This window comes from Taibaiella lutea (genome assembly GCF_008629695.1).
Taxonomy (GTDB): Bacteria; Bacteroidota; Bacteroidia; order Chitinophagales; family Chitinophagaceae; genus Taibaiella; species Taibaiella lutea.
Genome location: NZ_VWSH01000002.1, coordinates 451,519 through 469,631, shown reverse-complemented (window position 1 = coordinate 469,631; position 18,113 = coordinate 451,519). Strand labels below are relative to the sequence as shown.

Annotated in this window: 20 protein-coding genes; 6 read left to right on the top strand and 14 right to left on the bottom strand. The window is 39.7% G+C overall.

The annotated features are described in order from the left end of the window. Nucleotides 1–99: 99 nt before the first annotated feature. Nucleotides 100–384, bottom strand: coding sequence for a type II toxin-antitoxin system RelE/ParE family toxin (locus tag F0919_RS09120; RefSeq protein ID WP_150032438.1), 285 nt, complete (start codon nt 382–384; stop codon nt 100–102). Further along, on the bottom strand, nt 378–599 hold the full coding sequence (locus F0919_RS09115; RefSeq protein WP_150032437.1) for a hypothetical protein: 222 nt from the start codon (nt 597–599) through the stop codon (nt 378–380). Before F0919_RS09115 ends, F0919_RS09120 begins: the two co-directional genes overlap by 7 nt. A gap of 198 nt (nt 600–797) precedes the next feature. On the opposite strand from F0919_RS09115, the gene F0919_RS09110 reads away from it, so the two are divergent. Further along, nucleotides 798–2,456, top strand: a complete 1,659-nt coding sequence (locus F0919_RS09110) for a S41 family peptidase (protein WP_150032436.1) — start codon at nt 798–800, stop codon at nt 2,454–2,456. Here the strand turns inward: F0919_RS09110 and F0919_RS09105 are convergent. The 6 genes from F0919_RS09105 to F0919_RS09085 form a co-directional block, all read right to left on the bottom strand. Next, nucleotides 2,427–2,867, bottom strand: coding sequence for a type I restriction enzyme HsdR N-terminal domain-containing protein (locus tag F0919_RS09105; protein WP_150032435.1), 441 nt, complete (start codon nt 2,865–2,867; stop codon nt 2,427–2,429). The genes F0919_RS09110 and F0919_RS09105 overlap by 30 nt on opposite strands. 69 nt (nt 2,868–2,936) lie before the next feature. After that, nucleotides 2,937–3,542 carry a riboflavin synthase gene (locus tag F0919_RS09100; protein ID WP_150032434.1) on the bottom strand — a complete coding sequence of 202 codons (606 nt, stop codon included), beginning with the start codon at nt 3,540–3,542 and terminating at the stop codon, nt 2,937–2,939. Nucleotides 3,543–3,595: 53 nt separating this feature from the next. Continuing rightward, a complete protein-coding gene (locus tag F0919_RS09095) occupies nt 3,596–4,171 on the bottom strand; it encodes a hypothetical protein (protein ID WP_150032433.1) in 576 nt (191 codons plus the stop codon). A gap of 69 nt (nt 4,172–4,240) precedes the next feature. Continuing rightward, nucleotides 4,241–4,408, bottom strand: coding sequence for a hypothetical protein (locus F0919_RS18425; RefSeq protein ID WP_190277328.1), 168 nt, complete (start codon nt 4,406–4,408; stop codon nt 4,241–4,243). A gap of 79 nt (nt 4,409–4,487) precedes the next feature. After that, complete coding sequence (polA, locus tag F0919_RS09090) at nt 4,488–7,319, bottom strand: DNA polymerase I (RefSeq protein WP_150032432.1); 2,832 nt, start codon at nt 7,317–7,319, stop codon at nt 4,488–4,490. 303 nt (nt 7,320–7,622) lie between these two features. Further along, a complete protein-coding gene (locus F0919_RS09085; RefSeq protein WP_235903485.1) occupies nt 7,623–8,195 on the bottom strand; it encodes an inorganic diphosphatase in 573 nt (190 codons plus the stop codon). A gap of 295 nt (nt 8,196–8,490) precedes the next feature. Here F0919_RS09085 and F0919_RS09080 point away from each other — a divergent pair, with 295 nt between their 5' ends. The 4 genes from F0919_RS09080 (at nt 8,491) to F0919_RS09065 (ending at nt 13,605) form a co-directional block, all read left to right on the top strand. Then, nucleotides 8,491–10,002 (top strand): FAD-binding oxidoreductase, encoded by a 1,512-nt coding sequence (locus F0919_RS09080; protein ID WP_235903484.1) that lies wholly within the window; start codon nt 8,491–8,493, stop codon nt 10,000–10,002. A 101-nt stretch (nt 10,003–10,103) separates the two neighbouring features. Then, on the top strand, nt 10,104–10,787 hold the full coding sequence (locus F0919_RS09075; protein WP_150032431.1) for a hypothetical protein: 684 nt from the start codon (nt 10,104–10,106) through the stop codon (nt 10,785–10,787). Nucleotides 10,788–10,912: 125 nt separating this feature from the next. Next, nucleotides 10,913–11,932, top strand: a complete 1,020-nt coding sequence (locus F0919_RS09070) for a DUF3667 domain-containing protein (RefSeq protein ID WP_150032430.1) — start codon at nt 10,913–10,915, stop codon at nt 11,930–11,932. Nucleotides 11,933–12,009: 77 nt separating this feature from the next. Beyond that, entirely contained in the window at nt 12,010–13,605 is a 1,596-nt protein-coding gene (locus tag F0919_RS09065) for a sodium:solute symporter (RefSeq protein ID WP_150032429.1), read from the top strand. Nucleotides 13,606–13,669: 64 nt separating this feature from the next. Here the strand turns inward: F0919_RS09065 and F0919_RS09060 are convergent, their stop codons facing one another. Continuing rightward, on the bottom strand, nt 13,670–13,972 hold the full coding sequence (locus F0919_RS09060) for an ATP-dependent Clp protease adaptor ClpS (protein ID WP_235903483.1): 303 nt from the start codon (nt 13,970–13,972) through the stop codon (nt 13,670–13,672). A 96-nt stretch (nt 13,973–14,068) separates the two neighbouring features. Between F0919_RS09060 and F0919_RS09055 the strand changes: the two genes are divergently transcribed. Next, nucleotides 14,069–14,614: an RNA methyltransferase gene (locus F0919_RS09055; RefSeq protein ID WP_235903482.1), complete on the top strand. Its 546-nt coding sequence runs from the start codon at nt 14,069–14,071 to the stop codon at nt 14,612–14,614. A 78-nt stretch (nt 14,615–14,692) separates the two neighbouring features. Here F0919_RS09055 and F0919_RS09050 read toward each other — a convergent pair whose 3' ends face one another. From F0919_RS09050 to F0919_RS09030, 5 genes are all read right to left on the bottom strand, one after another. After that, nucleotides 14,693–15,187 (bottom strand): protein-disulfide reductase DsbD domain-containing protein, encoded by a 495-nt coding sequence (locus tag F0919_RS09050; RefSeq protein ID WP_150032428.1) that lies wholly within the window; start codon nt 15,185–15,187, stop codon nt 14,693–14,695. A 131-nt stretch (nt 15,188–15,318) separates the two neighbouring features. After that, nucleotides 15,319–15,657, bottom strand: a complete 339-nt coding sequence (gene secG / locus F0919_RS09045; protein ID WP_150032427.1) for a preprotein translocase subunit SecG — start codon at nt 15,655–15,657, stop codon at nt 15,319–15,321. 3 nt (nt 15,658–15,660) lie between these two features. Continuing rightward, nucleotides 15,661–16,479 (bottom strand): hypothetical protein, encoded by an 819-nt coding sequence (locus tag F0919_RS09040; protein WP_150032426.1) that lies wholly within the window; start codon nt 16,477–16,479, stop codon nt 15,661–15,663. A gap of 33 nt (nt 16,480–16,512) precedes the next feature. Continuing rightward, complete coding sequence (gene lptE, locus F0919_RS09035) at nt 16,513–17,034, bottom strand: LPS assembly lipoprotein LptE (protein WP_150032425.1); 522 nt, start codon at nt 17,032–17,034, stop codon at nt 16,513–16,515. A gap of 90 nt (nt 17,035–17,124) precedes the next feature. After that, complete coding sequence (locus tag F0919_RS09030) at nt 17,125–18,108, bottom strand: chorismate synthase (protein WP_150032424.1); 984 nt, start codon at nt 18,106–18,108, stop codon at nt 17,125–17,127. Nucleotides 18,109–18,113 lie beyond the last annotated feature (5 nt).

Below are 18,113 nucleotides of genomic sequence, written 5' to 3'. Positions count from 1 at the left end.
CCATGACATGTATGAATGTCATGGCTTTTTTATTTCAACAAATAAACATTTTCAAAAAATCCACATTTTTCAAATAAATACAACAGAGCAGCTCTAATCCTATTTTAATTTTTCCGGATTTTGTTGTTCATTAAAAATACGAAGAACAATGATTGCAACCTCAGTTTCTTCATAGGTGATTATAAAGGGGAATTTATCAACAACTTTATATCTTACCGTATCATAAACAAACGAAGCAGCTTGGGGCATTTGTTGTATTTTCTCAAATGATTGTTTTATAGTTTTCTCAAATCTTCTACCAAGGCCAGCTTGTTGTGTATTATAATATTTTACAGCTTCCTGCAAATCCCGAATGGCATCTGTAGATACTTTTAACTTCAACATGCGTCCCAATCAATTTGATTCTCAGCAGTTTCCCAATCAATAAGACTATCGGGGTTCTCTTTAATCTTATTGCGCGTTTCTTCTATCGTTTCTATTTGCTCCGGTGACAAAATATTTGATGTCTTTTTATTCACTTTCACAAAACCAAGACTATTTACGAGTTCCATAAAAAAGTCCATCTTATTGTCCGGTATTTGAAGCATTAAGTGTTGCATAAGTCTTTATTTGTTTAATTATCATCTGCTGCTTTTAAAACAATTCTTTAACTCCACAGGCTAACATTACAAAATTAAGTAACAAATAGAAGCAATTCTTTTTTTCATCAAACATTTAAGGTTTACGTTCCTCCCGGTAAACATTTTCAAAAAATCCACATTATAATACCTAATTTTGCAGCATACTTTTAATGCGTCATGCCGGCCGATTCCCCGAAGCGATTTAACATCTGGACACCTCTTACTTTTTCTGTAATACTGATTTTAGGCATACTTATCGGTTTTCAGCTTAATAAATATTTGTTCAATAAACGCTCCATCATCAATGACGCAGACCGCAATGACCGTTTGGAAGAAATCATCGATGTTATCAACGCCAAATACGTCGATTCGGTTTCAACCGATTCTCTCTATGAAGATGCTATTTCGGGCATTTTAAAACATCTGGATCCGCATACAGTTTATATTCCGGCAAGAGAATTGGCTTCTGTTACAGAAAGCCTTGAAGGGAACTTTCAGGGCATCGGTATAGAATTTCATATTCTGAACGATACCTTAATGGTTACTTCTGTTTTAAAAAACGGTCCTTCATCAGATGCGGGCGTATTGCCCGGTGACAAGATAATTAAAGTAGGCGATAGTGTTGTAGCCGGGATCGGTATAAATGGCGACGATATTATTACCAAGCTTCGCGGGCTGGAAGGAAGTATTGTGAATCTTAAATTATACAGGCCGAGCAATAACGAGTTTATAGATCTTAAAGTAAAACGCGGCACCATTCCTATTTTCAGCCTGGATGCGGCTTATATGCTCGATGCTTCAACGGGTTATATCAGAATCAACAGATTTAGTGCAACTACTTACCGTGAATTCATGAAAGCGCTGAATGTCCTGAAAAAGTCAGGCATGAAAAAGATGATCCTTGACCTGAGAGATAATCCCGGCGGCTATCTGGATGCATCAACGGCTATCGCGGACGAATTAATAAGCGGTGAAAAATTATTGGTCTATACGCAGGGAAGAGCAAGCGAAAAGGAACAATATCTATCAGGGCAGAAAGGAAAATTTGAACAAGGCGAATTGGTTGTTTTGGTAGATGAAGGTTCTGCGTCTGCAAGTGAAGTTTTATCGGGCGCTGTACAGGATTGGGACAGAGGTGTAATTATGGGGCGCAGGACTTATGGCAAGGGCCTTGTGCAGCAACAATTTGATATGGGCGATGGCTCTGCTTTAAGGCTGACGGTGGCACGTTATTATACACCATCAGGCAGAAGCATTCAAAGGTCTTACAGCAAAGGCAAAGAGGCTTATGAAAATGATTTTGAAAACAGGTTTACCAATGGTTCGCTGACGAGTGATGATACGTTGACGTCATCTGATACCATGCGGTATTTTACAAAAGCCCTGCACCGGATTGTATATGGCGGAGGCGGTATCAAACCGGATATTGTAGTGCCTTATGAAAGCAAACGGTATGCAGGTGAGTTGTACGATCTGCTTTCTTCCGAAATTTTACCAAATACCATTTACGATTATTTCTCCAGGCATGCCGCAGAGTTTGCTTATTATAAAACCTTTGCTCAGTTTGATAAATCGTTTAAGATAAATGACGCCTTATTAAAGGCGCTTAAAAACAATCTGTCTGTAAAATACAGTACGCAAAGCAATAAAGTATGGAATGATGCCGCAGCCATGGCTACTTTACAAAACGATATAAAAGCCACTATTGCAAGAATGCTGTTCCGTACCAATGGCTATTATCAGGAAATAAATAAGGATGACAATATGGTTCAAAGGGCCTTAAGGATTTTGAATTCCAACGAATATTCAGCTATTGTGGGCAGGAATGGCCTCTAACCATTTTACCGTATTGTCTTTAACCGCTGCGCAAAAGTGATTCGCACCGTTCGTTAAAAACCAATAAGGACATTGTAAGACATGATGATAACGCAATAACTGCTGAAGCGTGATATCACTTACAGGAACATCGGGCTCCTTACATTCAATCAGCATCCAGGGTTTATGATCATAGTCATAAACAACAATATCATAGCGTTTTTTCAGGTTGTTGATTTTTATTTCTTTCTCGACAGAAATAAGCCCTTTGGGATATTCCATTACTTCGCACAAATAAACCAGAATATGTTGGCGCACCCATTCCTCCGGTGTCAACATCACATATTTTTTTCTGATAAAATCAAAAATATACCTGCCATTTTCCTGCTGTCTGATTTTAAAATCATGAGGAGGATAAATCAGGTGTAACATTATTTCAGGTATTAGATGATTAGACTTTAGGTAATCAGATTTCAGATATTAGATATTAGATATCAGATGTTAGATGTTAGAATTGGAAATTTCCACTTCTTTCATACGCAACATATATTTCCCCAGAATATCGAACTCAAGGTTAATAATATCGTTTGGCTGAAGGTTTCCAAACGTTGTATGTTCCAAGGTATAAGGAATAATGGTAACTGAAAAAGTATTTTTGCCCACATTGAATGCAGTAAGGCTTACACCATTTATACAAACAGAGCCTTTCTCAATCACAAGCGCGGCAAATCTTCCCGGAAATTCAAAATGAAACAGATGACTGCCATCGACTTCTTTTCTTTCCAGACATTTGCCTGTGGTATCTACATGGCCCTGAACAATATGTCCGTCAAGCCTGTCGCCCAGTTTCATAGCTCTTTCGAGGTTCACTGTCTTGCCGGCCTTCCAGGAACCAAGATTTGTCTTCTGCAAGGTTTCGGCAACGGCGGTCACCGTATGGCTTTCAGCATTGCAGGCAGTTACGGTCAGGCATACACCATCATGCGCTACGCTCTGATCTATCTTTACTTCTTTGCTGATTTCGCTTTCAATAGTAAAATGAATATTGCTGCCTTCGTGTTGAATATCTTTTATAGCACCTAAGGTTTCTATAATACCGGTAAACATTATAACCTGGAATTGATTTTGATTAAAAAAAAGATGCTGATTTCCTTGTATCGCTACATTCTTACGGCGGTTCCTCTGTGATACTTTATACCTTCGGGGCTGTTAATAGTAAAATCAATTTTCATGGTATTACGGTCCCCTGTATTTTTATTAATAAAGCCGTTCAAGGTATCGGTTTGTACACCACATAAAAATTGTCCGAAAGTTCCGCCGGGAATAGTATCTACATCTGCCCTGTTATATTTGGAAGCAGTAACATAAAAAGGAACATTTCCGCCACACCAGCCATTAACAGCCAGATGGGCTTTTAAAGTATCTTCGGTAGCCGTAAAGATCAGTTGCTTTATCTGTACGCTTTCCGTATCGCCGCTTTGTAAATAAATGGTATCGTGAAAAGTCCATGTGCCTACAAAAGAATCGACAGGATAGATACAAATAGAACTATCTGAAATTGCAGGGAAATTCCAATTATAGTTTATAGCTCTCGGATCATTACAATAAAAACCTCTTTCCGCCAATCGGGGGTCGGGTTCTGCATTGGGCGGATCTTTGTATTTCTTGCAGGCATAAAGGATAATAACCGGCAAGGCCAATATAATAAATACCAATTTTGTCTTTGATTGCATCATATATAAACGCAAAGATTCCTGAAAAATTTTTTAAGAGTCTGTAATTTTTACCGCCTGTTAAGCCGGAAACTATTTTTCGTCCTTTCCTTTAGGGCATTTCTTGCAGCGCTTGCCATGTTTGTATTTCTTGCAGCACTTCTTAAACTCACACATTCTTGCACAGGAAAGAAAATGCCCTGCAATTCCGCAAAACGGCTCCTGAACTATTTTTAAATGCTTCTCAACTACATCACTCATTTCTTCTCAATTTATAATTATGGTTTTATGGTTAAATTGAACCATTCAACCATTTCACCATTCAATAATAAAACAATCCCTAATGCGCATCCAGCCAGTTCCTGCCCGTTCCGGATTCCGCAATAACAGGAACATCGTTTGGCAAAGTTAAGGCAGATTGCATGTTTTCCACTACCAAAGCTTTCATCAGCTCCACTTCATTCAATGGCACTTCAAATACCAATTCATCATGCACCTGCAATACCATCCTCGATTTTACATTTGCCGCTTTCATAGCATCACTTATTTTAATCATAGCCAGCTTGATCATATCGGCGGCAGAACCTTGTATGGGCGCGTTAATGGCAACACGTTCGGCAAAACCACGCACTGTCTGGTTGGAGGAATTAATATCTGCCAACTTGATTTTTCTGCCCATCAATGTTTTGACGTAGCCATGCTTTTTCCCGTAAGCAATCGAATCGTCCATGTATTTCTTTACGGAGGAATATTCCTTGAAATAATTATCAATTATTTCTTTCGATTCCGTACGGCTGATGCCTAAATTCTCTGCAAGCCCAAAAGCCGACTGGCCGTATATGATACCAAAATTTACAGCCTTTGCATTCCTTCTTTGTTCAAAAGTCACTTCTTCTTCCGGCACACCATAAACCTTTGCAGCGGTTGCCCGGTGAATATCTTTTTTATCTTTAAACGCCTGAATCATGCTTACATCGCCGCTTACAGCCGCCACTACCCTTAGTTCTATCTGCGAATAATCTGCCGAAAGCAATACATGATTATCGTCAAAAGCCTTGAATGCTTTTCTTATTTCACGTCCCATATCGGTCTTAATCGGGATGTTCTGAAGATTGGGATTATTGCTGCTTAAACGGCCTGTAACAACTACAGACTGATTAAAGGAAGTATGGATACGGCCTGTTTTAGGATTTACCATCAAAGGCAGCGAATCGGCATAGGTTGATTTCAGTTTACTGTATTCCCTGAATACCAGAATGCTGTCAACAATCTCATGTTTATTGCGCAGCTTCTGCAATACATCTTCGCCGGTGGCATATTGACCGGTTTTTGTTTTCTTGGCTTTTTCATCCAGCTTCATCTTGTCAAAAAGCACGTCTCCCAACTGTTTGGGCGATGCAAGGTTAAACTGTACACCGGCTTGTTCATATACTTTTTGCTCTGCTTCCTTAATAGCTGTGCCTAATGCATCCGAATAGTTTTTCAGGAAATCGACATCAAGGCCAACACCTTCAAATTCCATTTGCGCCAAAACCGGCACTAAAGGATTCTCTACTTTATAGAACAAATCTTCTACCTCGGCTTCCTTCAATAATGGCTCAAACTGCTGTTTTAATTGCAATGTAATATCCGCATCTTCCGCAGCGTATTCTTTTATCAATTCCACTTCCACATCACGCATATTGCCCTGGCCTTTGCCTTTTTTGCCTATCAGGGTTTCAATGCTTACAGGTTCATATTGCAAATAGCGCATACTCAGCAAATCCATACCACGCTTACCTTCCGGCTCAAACGAATAGTGCGCAATCATGGTATCGAAAAGCTTGCCTTTTAAGTCGAAACCATAATTTTTCAGCATAAGTAAATCGTACTTTATGTTTTGACCTATCCAAAGAATATCTTCTTTTGTAAAGAGTACATTCAGTTTTTCAAGCAACTCTTTAACTTCTGCTTCTTTATCGGTACAGGGAATATAAAACGCTTCACCTTTTTCCCAGCTAAAGCTCAGGCCTACCAATTCCGCCTGCATGGCATCAGTTCCGGTGGTTTCCGTATCAAAGCAAATTTCCTTTTGTTGCAATGCCTGTGCAATAAAATGTTGCAAATCTTCTTCGGACTGAACCAGATGATACTGATGTGCTGTATCGCTTATATTTTTGAAATTCTCTGCTTCGGTAAACAAATCTATCTGCCCGAATGATGCAGTGCTGCTTGTTACAGGTTCTTCAATCGGATCTCCAAACAAGTCCAATGCTACAGGTTTAGAATCTGCTGCATTGGCAGGCGCCGGCGTTTCTCCTAAAATACGCTTCGCCAAGGTCCTGAATTCCAGTTCGGCAAAAACGGCGCTCATTTCCGCCTCATTTTTTTCCTTTATCCTGAAGTTTTCTTCGTGAAATTCAACCGGGACATTGGTAATAATAGTTGCCAGCTTCTTGGACATCAGCGCACTTTCCTTTCCTGCAGCTATTTTCTCGCCTAATTTGCCTTTAATATGCGGCGCATTGTCCAGAATATTTTCAAGCGTTCCGTATTCAGCCAGCAGTTTTGCTGCCGTCTTCTCGCCCACGCCGGGAATACCGGGAATATTATCTACCGCATCGCCCATTAAACCAAGCATATCTATTACCTGGTTTACATTATTGATACCCCATTTCTCACAAACTTCCTTCTCGCCCAATATTTCAAATGTGCCGCCTTTAAAGCCTGGTTTATACATGTAAATATTCTCACGTACAATCTGCCCGTAATCCTTATCCGGTGTAACCATAAAAACCGTGTATCCCATATCCGCAGCTTCTATGGCAAGCGTGCCGACAATATCATCAGCTTCATAGCCATCCAGTTCCACACATGGGATATTAAAGGATTCAACAATTCTTTTAATATCGGGAATAGCGCTCATCAAGTCTTCAGGCGCTTCCTGGCGGTTGGCTTTATAATCGGTAAAATCAATATGCCTTTCCGTTGGCGCATGTGTGTCCCAAACCACAGCCATGTGTGTCGGCCTTTCTTTATTGATTAAATCTACCAATGTATTGGTGAAACCAAATTGTGCATTGGTATTGCGGCCTTTGCTTGTAATCCTCGGGCTGCGAATCAGGGCATAATAAGCACGGTACACCAATGCCATCGCATCGAGTAAGAATAGTTTTTTATTATTATCAGACATTGTCAGATGTTGGATATTAGATTTTAGATATCAGATGTCAGATGTTGGATATTAGACATCAGGCATCGTAATTTCTATTATTTGTTCAATAAAAATAACAAGTGTGCGAATTTACGGATAATATTCGGGCGGCAACGCGGCCGTTATGTCTTTTGACCTTCGATACAATACGGGTCTTTGACCAACAGCAAATCAAATGAAAAAAGCGACAGTTGTAGACTGTCGCTTAGTATTTATGGCATTTGAAATTGCTCAGACCTGCTGACATTCCAAAAAATCTATTGTAATCGTATTTTCAGCTTACTAATCTTCTAAAGTAGGCCTGATTTTCTCATTATAATCATTCACAGCATGCTGGAAAATTTTCTTGGCCAGTTTTGCCCCCTGAAATTCTTCTATCTTAACTACCTTCTTCTCCAGCGTTTTATATTCTTCAAAAAACTGACGCACTTCGGCAAGGAAATGCTGCGGTAATTCGGAAATATCGTTGATATGGGCAACGCTCATGTCGTTTGCACAAACAGCAATGATTTTATCATCCGCTTCTCCCTGGTCCAACATGCGCATTACGCCGATAATTTTTGCCGGAACAATACAAAGCGGCTGAATGTCAATCTGAGACAAAATAAGAATGTCTAACGGATCGCCGTCATCGCAATAAGTCTGGGGAATAAAGCCGTAATTGGCAGGATAATATACCGATGAATATAAAACACGGTCAAGCATCAGCAAGCCTGTTTCTTTGTGTAGTTCGTATTTTGCACGCGAACCTTTTGGAATTTCAATGATGCCGTTTACCACATCTCCTGAAATATCGCCATAGTTTACTGTGTGCCAGGGATTAAATTGCATAGTAGTTTCGAGTTCTAACTCCACGTAAAATTATTTTCAGATTTTTTTTAAGGCTGCAAAGGTAAGGCTTACAGCAACAAAAAATGAAAAAAGGCATTAATTAAAAGCAACCTCTAACAATATTATTTTCTTTAATCCGGAATATTGCCCTAATAGGATCGTCCTGAAATGCATAAAAATCTTATACAACCATAACTGCAGTACCTTCCTGAAACGTTAACGAAATTACCATTAATACGTCCCTGAAAGCCCCTTTTAAGGCAATTATTAGGGTTTAAATAAAAACGCAAACCACAAACAACCAAAGGACTGCCGGTTTATGCAGCCTTTATTTTCATTCAGATACAGTAAGCAGGACAGCATCTATCGTTTAATGCAATTTTTATCGACTTTTGCAGGAATACAGCCATTTATATTAATGTCCGCACAAAACATGTCTTTCAACAAAATAACACCCTCCGATATTGATTTTTTCAGGGAAGTACTTCCGGCTTCTTTCATTCTTGCGGATGAGGAGAATATCGAAAGATGCTCTTCAGATAATACGGAGGATTTTGTTTTCCCTCCTGAAATAATCCTGCAACCCGCTTCAACTGAAGAGGTCAGTAAAATCATGCGTTATTGCAATGAGCATAATATTCCGGTTACGCCACGCGGCGCAGGCACAGGACTTAGCGGCGGCGCATTGCCTGTCCACGGCGGCATTTGCCTGGATATGCGCAGGATGAATAAAATCATATCTATTGATGTCGATAATTTTCAGGTGATAACGCAACCCGGCATTATTACGGAAGAATTGCAGAATGCTATAAAGGAGCAAGGTTTGTTTTATCCTGTAGATCCTGCCAGTAAGGGTTCCTGCTTCATCGGCGGAAATGTGGCGGAAAACAGCGGTGGCCCGAGGGCGGTGAAATACGGCACCGTAAAAGATTATGTACTGAACCTGGAAATAGTGTTGCCCGATGGTGAGGTCATCTGGACGGGGGCTAATACATTGAAAAATGCTACGGGTTATAATCTTACACAGTTAATAGTCGGCAGCGAAGGTACATTGGCTGTTGTAACCCAGATTGTACTGAAGCTTATTCCCTACCCTGCGGAAAATCTTTTGATGTTAGTACCATTTGAAATTGCCGAAGATGCCGCAAAAGCAGTCAATAAAATAATGCTTTCAGGCCATACGCCTTCTGCCCTGGAATTTATGGAAAAGGATGCATTAACCTGTGCTATCCATTATTCAGGAAGCAATGTTACAGTCCCTGAAAATATCCAGGCGCATTTACTGATTGAAGTGGATGGTAACGATAAAGAGGTGTTGTTTAAAGAAATGGAAAACATTTCATTTTTGATGGAAGATTTTGCAACGGGTGAAATTCTTTTTGCGGAGGATAGCGAACAGAAAAATGAGCTCTGGCGCCTAAGGCGTGTTGTTGGCGAAGCGGTAAAGCATAGTTCTGTTTATAAGGAAGAAGATACGGTTGTGCCACGCTCTTACTTACCTGAATTGTTGCATTTCGTAAAGAAAACAGGCAATAAATATGGATTCAAATCCGTTTGTTATGGTCATGCGGGAGATGGAAACCTGCATGTGAATATTGTGAAAGGCGATTTGTCTGATGAATTCTGGAATGAAGGGCTGCCTGTTGCAATCCGGGAGATCTTTGAATACGTACATTCTGTAAAAGGCACCATTTCGGGCGAACATGGAATTGGCTATGTGCAAAAGCCTTATATGAATATCGTTTTCAATGAAGTTCAGATGAACCTGATGCGGCAAATAAAGCAAATCTTTGACCCGAAAGGCATCCTGAATCCGGGAAAAATATTTTAGCTATAGATGCATTTATAAAATTGCATCCCGTAAAAGACATGATTAAACGTATTAATGCTGATTTAGACTAACTTTGCAAATATCATTTTGACGAAAAACAAATGAAGAAGATAATATTATTAAGCATTTTATGTCTGGGCATAGGCTCGGCATTTGCTCAGGAAACATACAACAGCAGCGGAAAAGCCGGAAAGGCAAGATATAAGGAAAATGCGGAACAAAAAGGATTTGACCCGCACCGCCTTATTTTTGGCGGCGGCCTCGGCCTCGGCTTCGGTACTTATACAAACATATATGTTGCACCATCTGTAGGGTACAGACTTACAGACAATTTTGCGGCAGGTATTTCTTTAGGGTATAATTACCTGAATATAAAGGATTATTATACCAGCTATAATGCCAATACCGGTGCCCAGAAATCTATGAATCTGTCGCAGTCTATTTATTCGGCAAGTATCTGGACACGTTATACCATCATTGAAAACATCTTGCTTCAGGCAGAGCTTGAAATGAATAATGTGGGAGATTACCAGACTTCCGGATCCAAATTTGACAAAGATGGTTGGGCTATTCCCGATGTACACAGGGTTACTATTCCAAGTTTATTATTAGGCGGCGGTTATCGCCAGCCATTGGGAAATGGGTCTTATCTTTTTATGATGGCGATGTATGATGTGCTTCAGAATATTTCTTCCAATACCAGAGACTTTCAGGGACAAAAGGTTTCTCTAAGTCCTTATGCGGGCGGCATTTTTCTGAGAGTAGGGTTTGCGATAGGCATTTAAAATTATTGAAGCATAAAAAAGAAGCCAGGTTAAAAGCCTGGCTTCTTTTTTTACAGGGTAATTTTCTAATTTGGGACCTTTATTGCTGAATCTTCTTCTGAAGTAATCCAAGAACCAAAAAACCAATGGGCAAACACCATTTAAGAAAAGATAAAACCTGTGAAAATTGCGGCCATACTGTAGAGGAACGTTATTGCAGCAGATGCGGACAGGAAAACGTGGAAACACGCCAGACCTTCGGGCATCTGGTAAGGCATTTTATGGAAGACCTGACGCATTATGAAAGCAATTTCTGGAAAACCATAAAGTACCTTTTATTTCGTCCGGCATTGCTGACCCAACATTATTTGTCAGGTAAAAGAATGACTTATGTTGCACCGGTAAGGCTGTATCTCTTCATAAGTTTTATTGCTTTCTTTTTGCCGGCTATCATCCCGAATTTAAACGAGAAGTATGAAAGAAAGCTAAATCCGGAAATATCGAGAAGTACTTACAGTACTGTTCAGAAGGAATTGGATTCATTGAAAGGGATAGAACATGACACTATAAATCTTTTAGGAGAAGATGCAAAAATCACGACTTCCAATATAGGCGGCTTCCAGACGGCAGAAGAGTATGATTCGGCGCAGAACGCCTTACCTGTAAAGGAAAGGGATAAAGGCCTGACATACTTCCTTAACAGGCAATTCCTTGATGCGGGCCATAACCTGTCAACCGAAGAAACGAAAAAGGAATTCATTGAAGGTGTAAAACATAATTTTCCTAAAGTACTCTTTATCTATCTTCCATTATTTGCATTTATAGTCTGGCTGTTTCATGGTAAAAAAAGATGGTATTACTTTGATCATGCCATTTTCACATTGCATAATTTTTCATTCCTGCTCTTAATTTCTACCATTTTTACGGTCATCAGTCATTTAATTCCCTGGCATTATATTGTAAATCCGGCTGTAATAACATTCCTGACTTTCATTATCGGCTGGTTCTGGAGCGTATATTATTTTTATCGCGGTCACCGGAAATTATATAAAGAAAGCATGGGGACATCTTTTTTCAAAGCGACCATTATTATTTTCCTTAATTCAATAGTATTCACGGTTTTGATGATTGGGTTTGTCTTGCTGATGATGTTTTCCATTCATTAGCTTTAAGCTTATATTATTTTCTATTTAGCCTTACATTTGCGTCCTTGTATTCTGAATGAATTTATTTTAATACTGCAATGTCTCAGCAACACATCTTACTTATAATTATCCTTTCTTATTTCGCCTTACTGCTCGGTGTAGCGTTTTATACAGCACGCGGCAGCAACAACGAATCATTCTTTGTTGGTAACAGGAGCAGTAAATGGTGGCTGGTGGCTTTCGGAATGATAGGCACGTCGCTATCAGGCATGACCTTCATCAGTGTTCCCGGAACGGTTGGCGGCGGGGCGTTCGGCTATTTTCAAGTAACATTGGGTTATTGGATAGGATACTTTATTGTAGCTTATGTGTTGCTGCCTGTTTATTATAAAATGCAGCTTACTTCAATTTATACTTATCTGGAAAAAAGGCTTGGCGTGAATGCCCATAAAACGGGTTCCTTCTTTTTCATTCTATCAAGGACATTAGGGGCAACGCTTCGCTTATATCTGGTAATTAAAGTACTGGAGCTTTTTGTTTTAAAGGATTTGGGTATTTCTTTTGAAGCAACAGCTGTTATCATTCTTGTATTGATATTGCTTTACACCTACAAAGGCGGCGTAAAAACCATTGTCTGGACCGATACTTTACAAACCACATTCATGCTGCTGGCTTTACTGGTAAGCTTGTTTTATATCTCGGGCCAGTTGCATTTCTCTTTATCCGAAGCCTGGGCTGCTGTTTCAAAGAACGGAATGACAAAAATATTTGCAACAGATCCTTTACCCGGCAATTTCTTTCTGAAACAGATATTGGGCGGCGCATTCATAACTATTGCCATGACCGGATTGGATCAGGAAATGATGCAGAAAAACATCAGCGTAAGCAACCTGAAAGATTCACAAAAAAACATGGTGGTGATGGGAACTATGCAAATGATCGTTGTTTTCATCTTTTTGTTTTTAGGTGGCGTACTTAGTATTTATGCTGCGCAAAATGGCATTGATGCCAAGGGCGATCAATTATTTCCGGCCATTGCATTGCAAAGCGGCTTGCCTTTCTTTATAACAATATGTTTTGTAATCGGACTGATTTCTGCTTTATTTCCAAGTGCTGACGGCGCTTTAACTGCATTGACGTCTTCATTCTGCATTGATATTCTGGGGATGAAGATGGGCAAGCATGGCGCAAAAATTGAAGGCGACAGCTTGCAGGAAGAAAAGAAAAAAACAAAGACAAGGCTTATTGTTCACAATGCATTTGCAGTGGTATTCCTCTTTTGTATTTTCTTTTTCAGGGTTGTTGATAATGGTTCACTGATTGATGTATTATTGAAACTGGCAGGCTTTACTTACGGCCCTTTGCTTGGCTTATTTGCTTTCGGAATACTTACACGCCGCACTGTTCAGAAGCAAATGCCATTCATACTTTGTATGATTGCAATGTTGCTTACACTTGCAATAGACATGGTAAATAATTATAGTTGGTATGTACCAAAGTTTGGTTTGTCTCCTTCAACAGAAGCTATGCTTACTAAGCTTTCCGAAAACATTTTCGGCGGCTATAAAATTGGTGTGGAATTACTGATTATAAATGCGGCGCTTACGTTTTTATTTCTGTTTCTTTTTTCCGGAAAATCATCAGGTAAAGCTTTTCAGCCTGTTCCCGGTTTGCAGAATGCAGCCGTAAATTAATTTTACACAATGTAATGTACTGCAATAAAAAGAGAGACGCGATTGATTCGCGTCTCTCTTTTTATTAGTTATCAATTGTGGCATTAATGCCTCTGTCTATCAACGCTTCGCACTTAGGTCGCAGGGTTTCGAAATCTCCTTTTTTAACCGCATATTTCCCTTGATAGTGAATGAACAAAGCACATTGCTCAGCCTGTTCGGGGCTATGCTCACATATTTCCACTAAGGATTCGATTACCCAATCAAAAGTATTTACATCATCATTCCAGATAATGATATTATGCAATTGCGCATCCAACACATCGGCATCCAATTGCTCCTGTTTCCAGGGATTGAATTCCAACATTGTTTTTTGATACGGTTCCATGATTTACGATTTTTTTAAATTTGGTTATTCTTTCAGTCCTACAAAATTAGGAAACAATCCTATTATGATTGCAACATTTCTTTTCTTTGCATTCTTATGGAAAAATTAAATTTTAGCAAAAAAACGATGGATGAACTTCAAAGAGCCGAAGCCGGCAGCATTGAAGATGCATCCCGGTTTCCTGTTTTTGTTATTTTGGATGACGTGAGAAGTATGCATAATGTAGGTTCTGCATTCCGCACTGCCGACGCTTTTCATGCCAAAGGTATTTTTCTTTGCGGTTTCACTCCCCGTCCGCCCCATCGGGATATTCACAAAACGGCCCTGGGCGCAACGGAAACAGTTCCATGGAAATTTGAAGAAGATATTACAATGGCAATAGAGACACTTAAAAAGGAAGGTTACGAAATCTGGGCTGTGGAACAGGCGCATAACAGCATCTCGCTGCAGGACTGTAGTTTTGGCAACGATAAAAAAATAGCTTTGATTTTCGGTAATGAAGTAACCGGCGTCAGCGATGCAGCTTTGGCTTTATGCGATGGCTGTATTGAAATTCCGCAATGGGGCACAAAGCATTCCCTGAATATTTCCGTAACGGTTGGCGTAGTGCTTTGGGAAATGGTAAAAGGAAGAAAAATCTAAATTCAATATAATTTCTACAATAAAAAAACAGGCTTTTCGTATATCGAAAAGCCTGTCTGAATATAGTTTCAGGTTGTTTTAGTCCACAACCACCATAAAATTCTGAATAGCGGGAGGAAAACACATTTGGTCATTACAGCTTTGGTATTGAACCGCACCTTTTATTTTATCTCCTTTTTTAGCGTTGAAATCTCTGTAAAAAGTCACTGTTTTTTCAAACCAGCGCACAACGGCATCACCAAAAACTGATACTTTCTCTGATTTGGGCGATTCCATTTCTTTCCAGTCATTGATCCATTTCCCACTTTGCATTTGTTCGGACGTAAAGCTTGTCGGAATTAAACTGCCGTCGCCACCGGGATCTTGCGCCCAGATATGAAATCCATTTGCAAGTGTTGCCTTTGCTTCAAGCCTGTAGGCCCCGTTATCCATTTTCTTTATCGAAAACTGCCAGCTGACAGGATTCTGAGGTGTGGATTTAAGCGGAGGAGCAGAACCAAATTGAGCATTACTATTATTTACACATAATGAGACTAACAAAACAACAATTATATATTTCAAAAAAACACGCATTGCAAAAACTATTTTAATATTTAATGTAATTAGAAGCAGTACGAATATAGACAAAAGATTTGTTTAATGGTTTACAGGCATAAAAAAACCCGTCGAAACGACGGGCCTTTAACAATTTATTTTTAGGCGGGTTATTTACCTGCGCCTTGAGGAGCATTTTGTTGTGCACCGCCTTGTTGCTGGCCGGCGCCTTGTTGACCTTGCTGCTGTTGCTGTTCTTGTTTAGCCGCTTTTTCAGGGCTAACGATATCTAATGTAAAAACAGTTCCGACACACAATACAGCAATAATAGCCATTGTGTACCATGTACCTTTTTCCATAACATCTCCGGATTGCTTAACGCCCATCACCTGAGAACCGATGCTTCCGAAAGAGCCTGAAAGACCACCACCTTTTGGTTTCTGAACCAAAACGAAAAAGCCTAATACCACGCAAGCCACTAATATTACTATGATTAAAACACTTGTCATCTTTTATATTTCTTTTTGTAAATTTTCGATTTGGGTAGCAAAATAAGTATTTTTTTCAGGATTCTGCAAACTTAATTTTTGATACATCTCAATGGCTTTTCCAATTTTGCCTTGTTTTGCATAAACTTTCGCCAATGATTCGCTTACCAGCTCTTCTTTCCGCGCAATGGAATTAACAGCCATTTCAAACACCTGTTCAGGAATTTCTTCGCTTTCTTCTTCTATTGCCTCTGCCAGTTTTTGTTGTTGCCACATGGCTTTCAATGCTTTCTGATCTGCTTCTTCTTCTTTTGCTTTCCTGCTTTTTACGCTGACATGCTTCAACCATTCCGCAAAACTCATTACTACCATAAGTGCTTTTTCTTCCTCTGTTTGTTCCGGTAAAATATCATCCATTTCCGGCATATCATTTGAAACGACAATGCCTTGCTGTAAAAAATAATCTTCGCTTGATGCAGGTTGAATCACTAATGTTTCTTCTTTTGCCGCAGCATCAGTCATTTCAATATTTATTTCTTGTTTTTCTTCGATTACCAGATTACCGGCGTTAATATGGATTTCTTTTGAAATTGTAATTTCCAGTGGTTCCGGTTTCGCCGCTGCCCCTGCTTTAAGGTGATGCAACATAACCGGATTTACGGGATGCATTTGTTGCAAGCGTGTAAAAGCAGCTGCGTCCTTATTTCCATTAATTAATAAAAAATAAGAAGCCGGGGCAAAAAAAGGATAATCTGCAGCCAATTGCAAAATAGCTTCCGGAGCAATTTCCTGTAAATGATGCGGCTCCTGTAGCCATGCCGATATTCTTTCTGTATTAATCAAGTTCAAATATTTTAATTCCTGAAGAAAAGATTGCTACCAATTTACAAACGCTTTATTAAAAATATCCTGTGCAAGCAAAGTAGAAATATCATCAATTAGCTTTGGTTCTGCTGCAGACAACTGTTGGTCGCCCGGAAAATCTGCAAACCTGGTAAAAGATTGCTTAAAGCTCGCCTTATCATCTTTTTTGTTCTTAAAATCCACTTCAACCGTTATGGTCAACCTGTTTTGGGATGCCTGAGTCTGCCCTGCCGCTGTTGTTTGCACACCGGTATAACTTACATTATAGGCAGTAATCGTCCCTTCCATATCGTAATCCGCAGCATCTGTATTAACAGACGCCAACCCTGTTTGAGAAAGGATTTTTTCTCTCATCTTACCGGTCATTACCGCACTTAAAGAAGGAGCCACATTAGGCGCCCTGTTCTCCAGATTATGAATATTGATAGTTTTACCTGTAATGCTTGCCCCTGTAAGACTATACACACCGCATCCTGTCAGGGACGGTAAAATAGCACAAACCAATAATACAGTAACAATTCGGATGGACTTCATATAGGCTGCGAAATTAAGGCTTATTATTTAATGATGATTTTACAGAAACAATACAATTGGCTAAAAACGGTAAAAATGCCGGTTTATTATCTATTTCCTTAGCTTATCAATCATATAAAAGTCTGCCAAAACCAGTGCTGTCATAGCTTCTACAATAACAGGCGCTCTTAATGCAACACATAAGTCATGACGGCCTTTTACAGAAAATGATTCCATCTTTCTGGTTTCAACATTAAAAGATTCCTGCATTTTAGGCGTAGAAGAAGTGGGCTTTACTGCAATCCTGAAAATCAGGTCATTGCCGTTTGAAATGCCGCCCACAATGCCACCGGCATTATTCGTCTTTGTTTTACCTTCTTCATTTATAATAGCATCATTATGGTCGGAACCAAACATTTTTGCAGCTTGAAAGCCTGCGCCGAATTCAACACCTTTTACAGCCGGAATGGCAAACATAGCATGTGCTATCATTGATTCCATATTATCCCAGAAGGGTTCGCCCCAACCAACCGGAATATTTTTGGCAATACATTCAATAATGCCGCCTACACTGTCTTTTGCATCAATGCCTTTTTGCAGGCCTGCTTCTATATTCTTTTCGCCGCCTACTTCTATAATTGTCGCTTTAATATCAATTTTTGAAAGTATCTTCTTTGCAATAACACCGGCTGCCACTAAACCAACCGTCAATCTTGCGCTGAAATGTCCGCTGCCCCGGTAATCTTCAAATCCGTTAAATTTCTCATGGGCAACAAAATCCGCATGCCCGGGACGTGGAATCGCTTTCTGGGCTTCATAATCCAGACTTCTGATATTACTGTTTTCAAATAAAATAGTAATCGGCGCGCCTGTAGTGAAACCATTAAAAATACCGCTTTTAAAAACGGGCAAATCGTCTTCTTTTCGCGGTGTAGTTCCCTTTTGGATGCCGCCTTTCCTTCGTTCCAGATCAGGTAAAAAATCTTCTGTCGTAAGCGGAATACCTGGAGGAACGCCATCCAGCGTCACGCCAACACAAGCTCCATGCGATTCGCCAAAAACAGCTACTCTGAAAATATTGCCAAATGAATTCATTTCTT

Bases quoted from the DNA above. Each gene is read 5' to 3' on its own strand.
- F0919_RS09120 (WP_150032438.1), bottom strand. From the start codon at position 384: ATGTTGAAGTTAAAAGTATCTACAGATGCCATTCGGGATTTGCAGGAA.
- F0919_RS09115 (WP_150032437.1), bottom strand. From the start codon at position 599: ATGCAACACTTAATGCTTCAAATACCGGACAATAAGATGGACTTTTTT.
- F0919_RS09110 (WP_150032436.1), top strand. From the start codon at position 798: ATGCCGGCCGATTCCCCGAAGCGATTTAACATCTGGACACCTCTTACT.
- F0919_RS09105 (WP_150032435.1), bottom strand. From the start codon at position 2,867: ATGTTACACCTGATTTATCCTCCTCATGATTTTAAAATCAGACAGCAG.
- F0919_RS09100 (WP_150032434.1), bottom strand. From the start codon at position 3,542: ATGTTTACCGGTATTATAGAAACCTTAGGTGCTATAAAAGATATTCAA.
- F0919_RS09095 (WP_150032433.1), bottom strand. From the start codon at position 4,171: ATGATGCAATCAAAGACAAAATTGGTATTTATTATATTGGCCTTGCCG.
- F0919_RS18425 (WP_190277328.1), bottom strand. From the start codon at position 4,408: ATGAGTGATGTAGTTGAGAAGCATTTAAAAATAGTTCAGGAGCCGTTT.
- polA (WP_150032432.1), bottom strand. From the start codon at position 7,319: ATGTCTGATAATAATAAAAAACTATTCTTACTCGATGCGATGGCATTG.
- F0919_RS09080 (WP_235903484.1), top strand. From the start codon at position 8,491: ATGCAGCCTTTATTTTCATTCAGATACAGTAAGCAGGACAGCATCTAT.
- F0919_RS09075 (WP_150032431.1), top strand. From the start codon at position 10,104: ATGAAGAAGATAATATTATTAAGCATTTTATGTCTGGGCATAGGCTCG.
- F0919_RS09070 (WP_150032430.1), top strand. From the start codon at position 10,913: ATGGGCAAACACCATTTAAGAAAAGATAAAACCTGTGAAAATTGCGGC.
- F0919_RS09065 (WP_150032429.1), top strand. From the start codon at position 12,010: ATGTCTCAGCAACACATCTTACTTATAATTATCCTTTCTTATTTCGCC.
- F0919_RS09060 (WP_235903483.1), bottom strand. From the start codon at position 13,972: ATGGAACCGTATCAAAAAACAATGTTGGAATTCAATCCCTGGAAACAG.
- F0919_RS09055 (WP_235903482.1), top strand. From the start codon at position 14,069: ATGGAAAAATTAAATTTTAGCAAAAAAACGATGGATGAACTTCAAAGA.
- F0919_RS09050 (WP_150032428.1), bottom strand. From the start codon at position 15,187: ATGCGTGTTTTTTTGAAATATATAATTGTTGTTTTGTTAGTCTCATTA.
- secG (WP_150032427.1), bottom strand. From the start codon at position 15,657: ATGACAAGTGTTTTAATCATAGTAATATTAGTGGCTTGCGTGGTATTA.
- lptE (WP_150032425.1), bottom strand. From the start codon at position 17,034: ATGAAGTCCATCCGAATTGTTACTGTATTATTGGTTTGTGCTATTTTA.
- F0919_RS09030 (WP_150032424.1), bottom strand. From the start codon at position 18,108: ATGAATTCATTTGGCAATATTTTCAGAGTAGCTGTTTTTGGCGAATCG.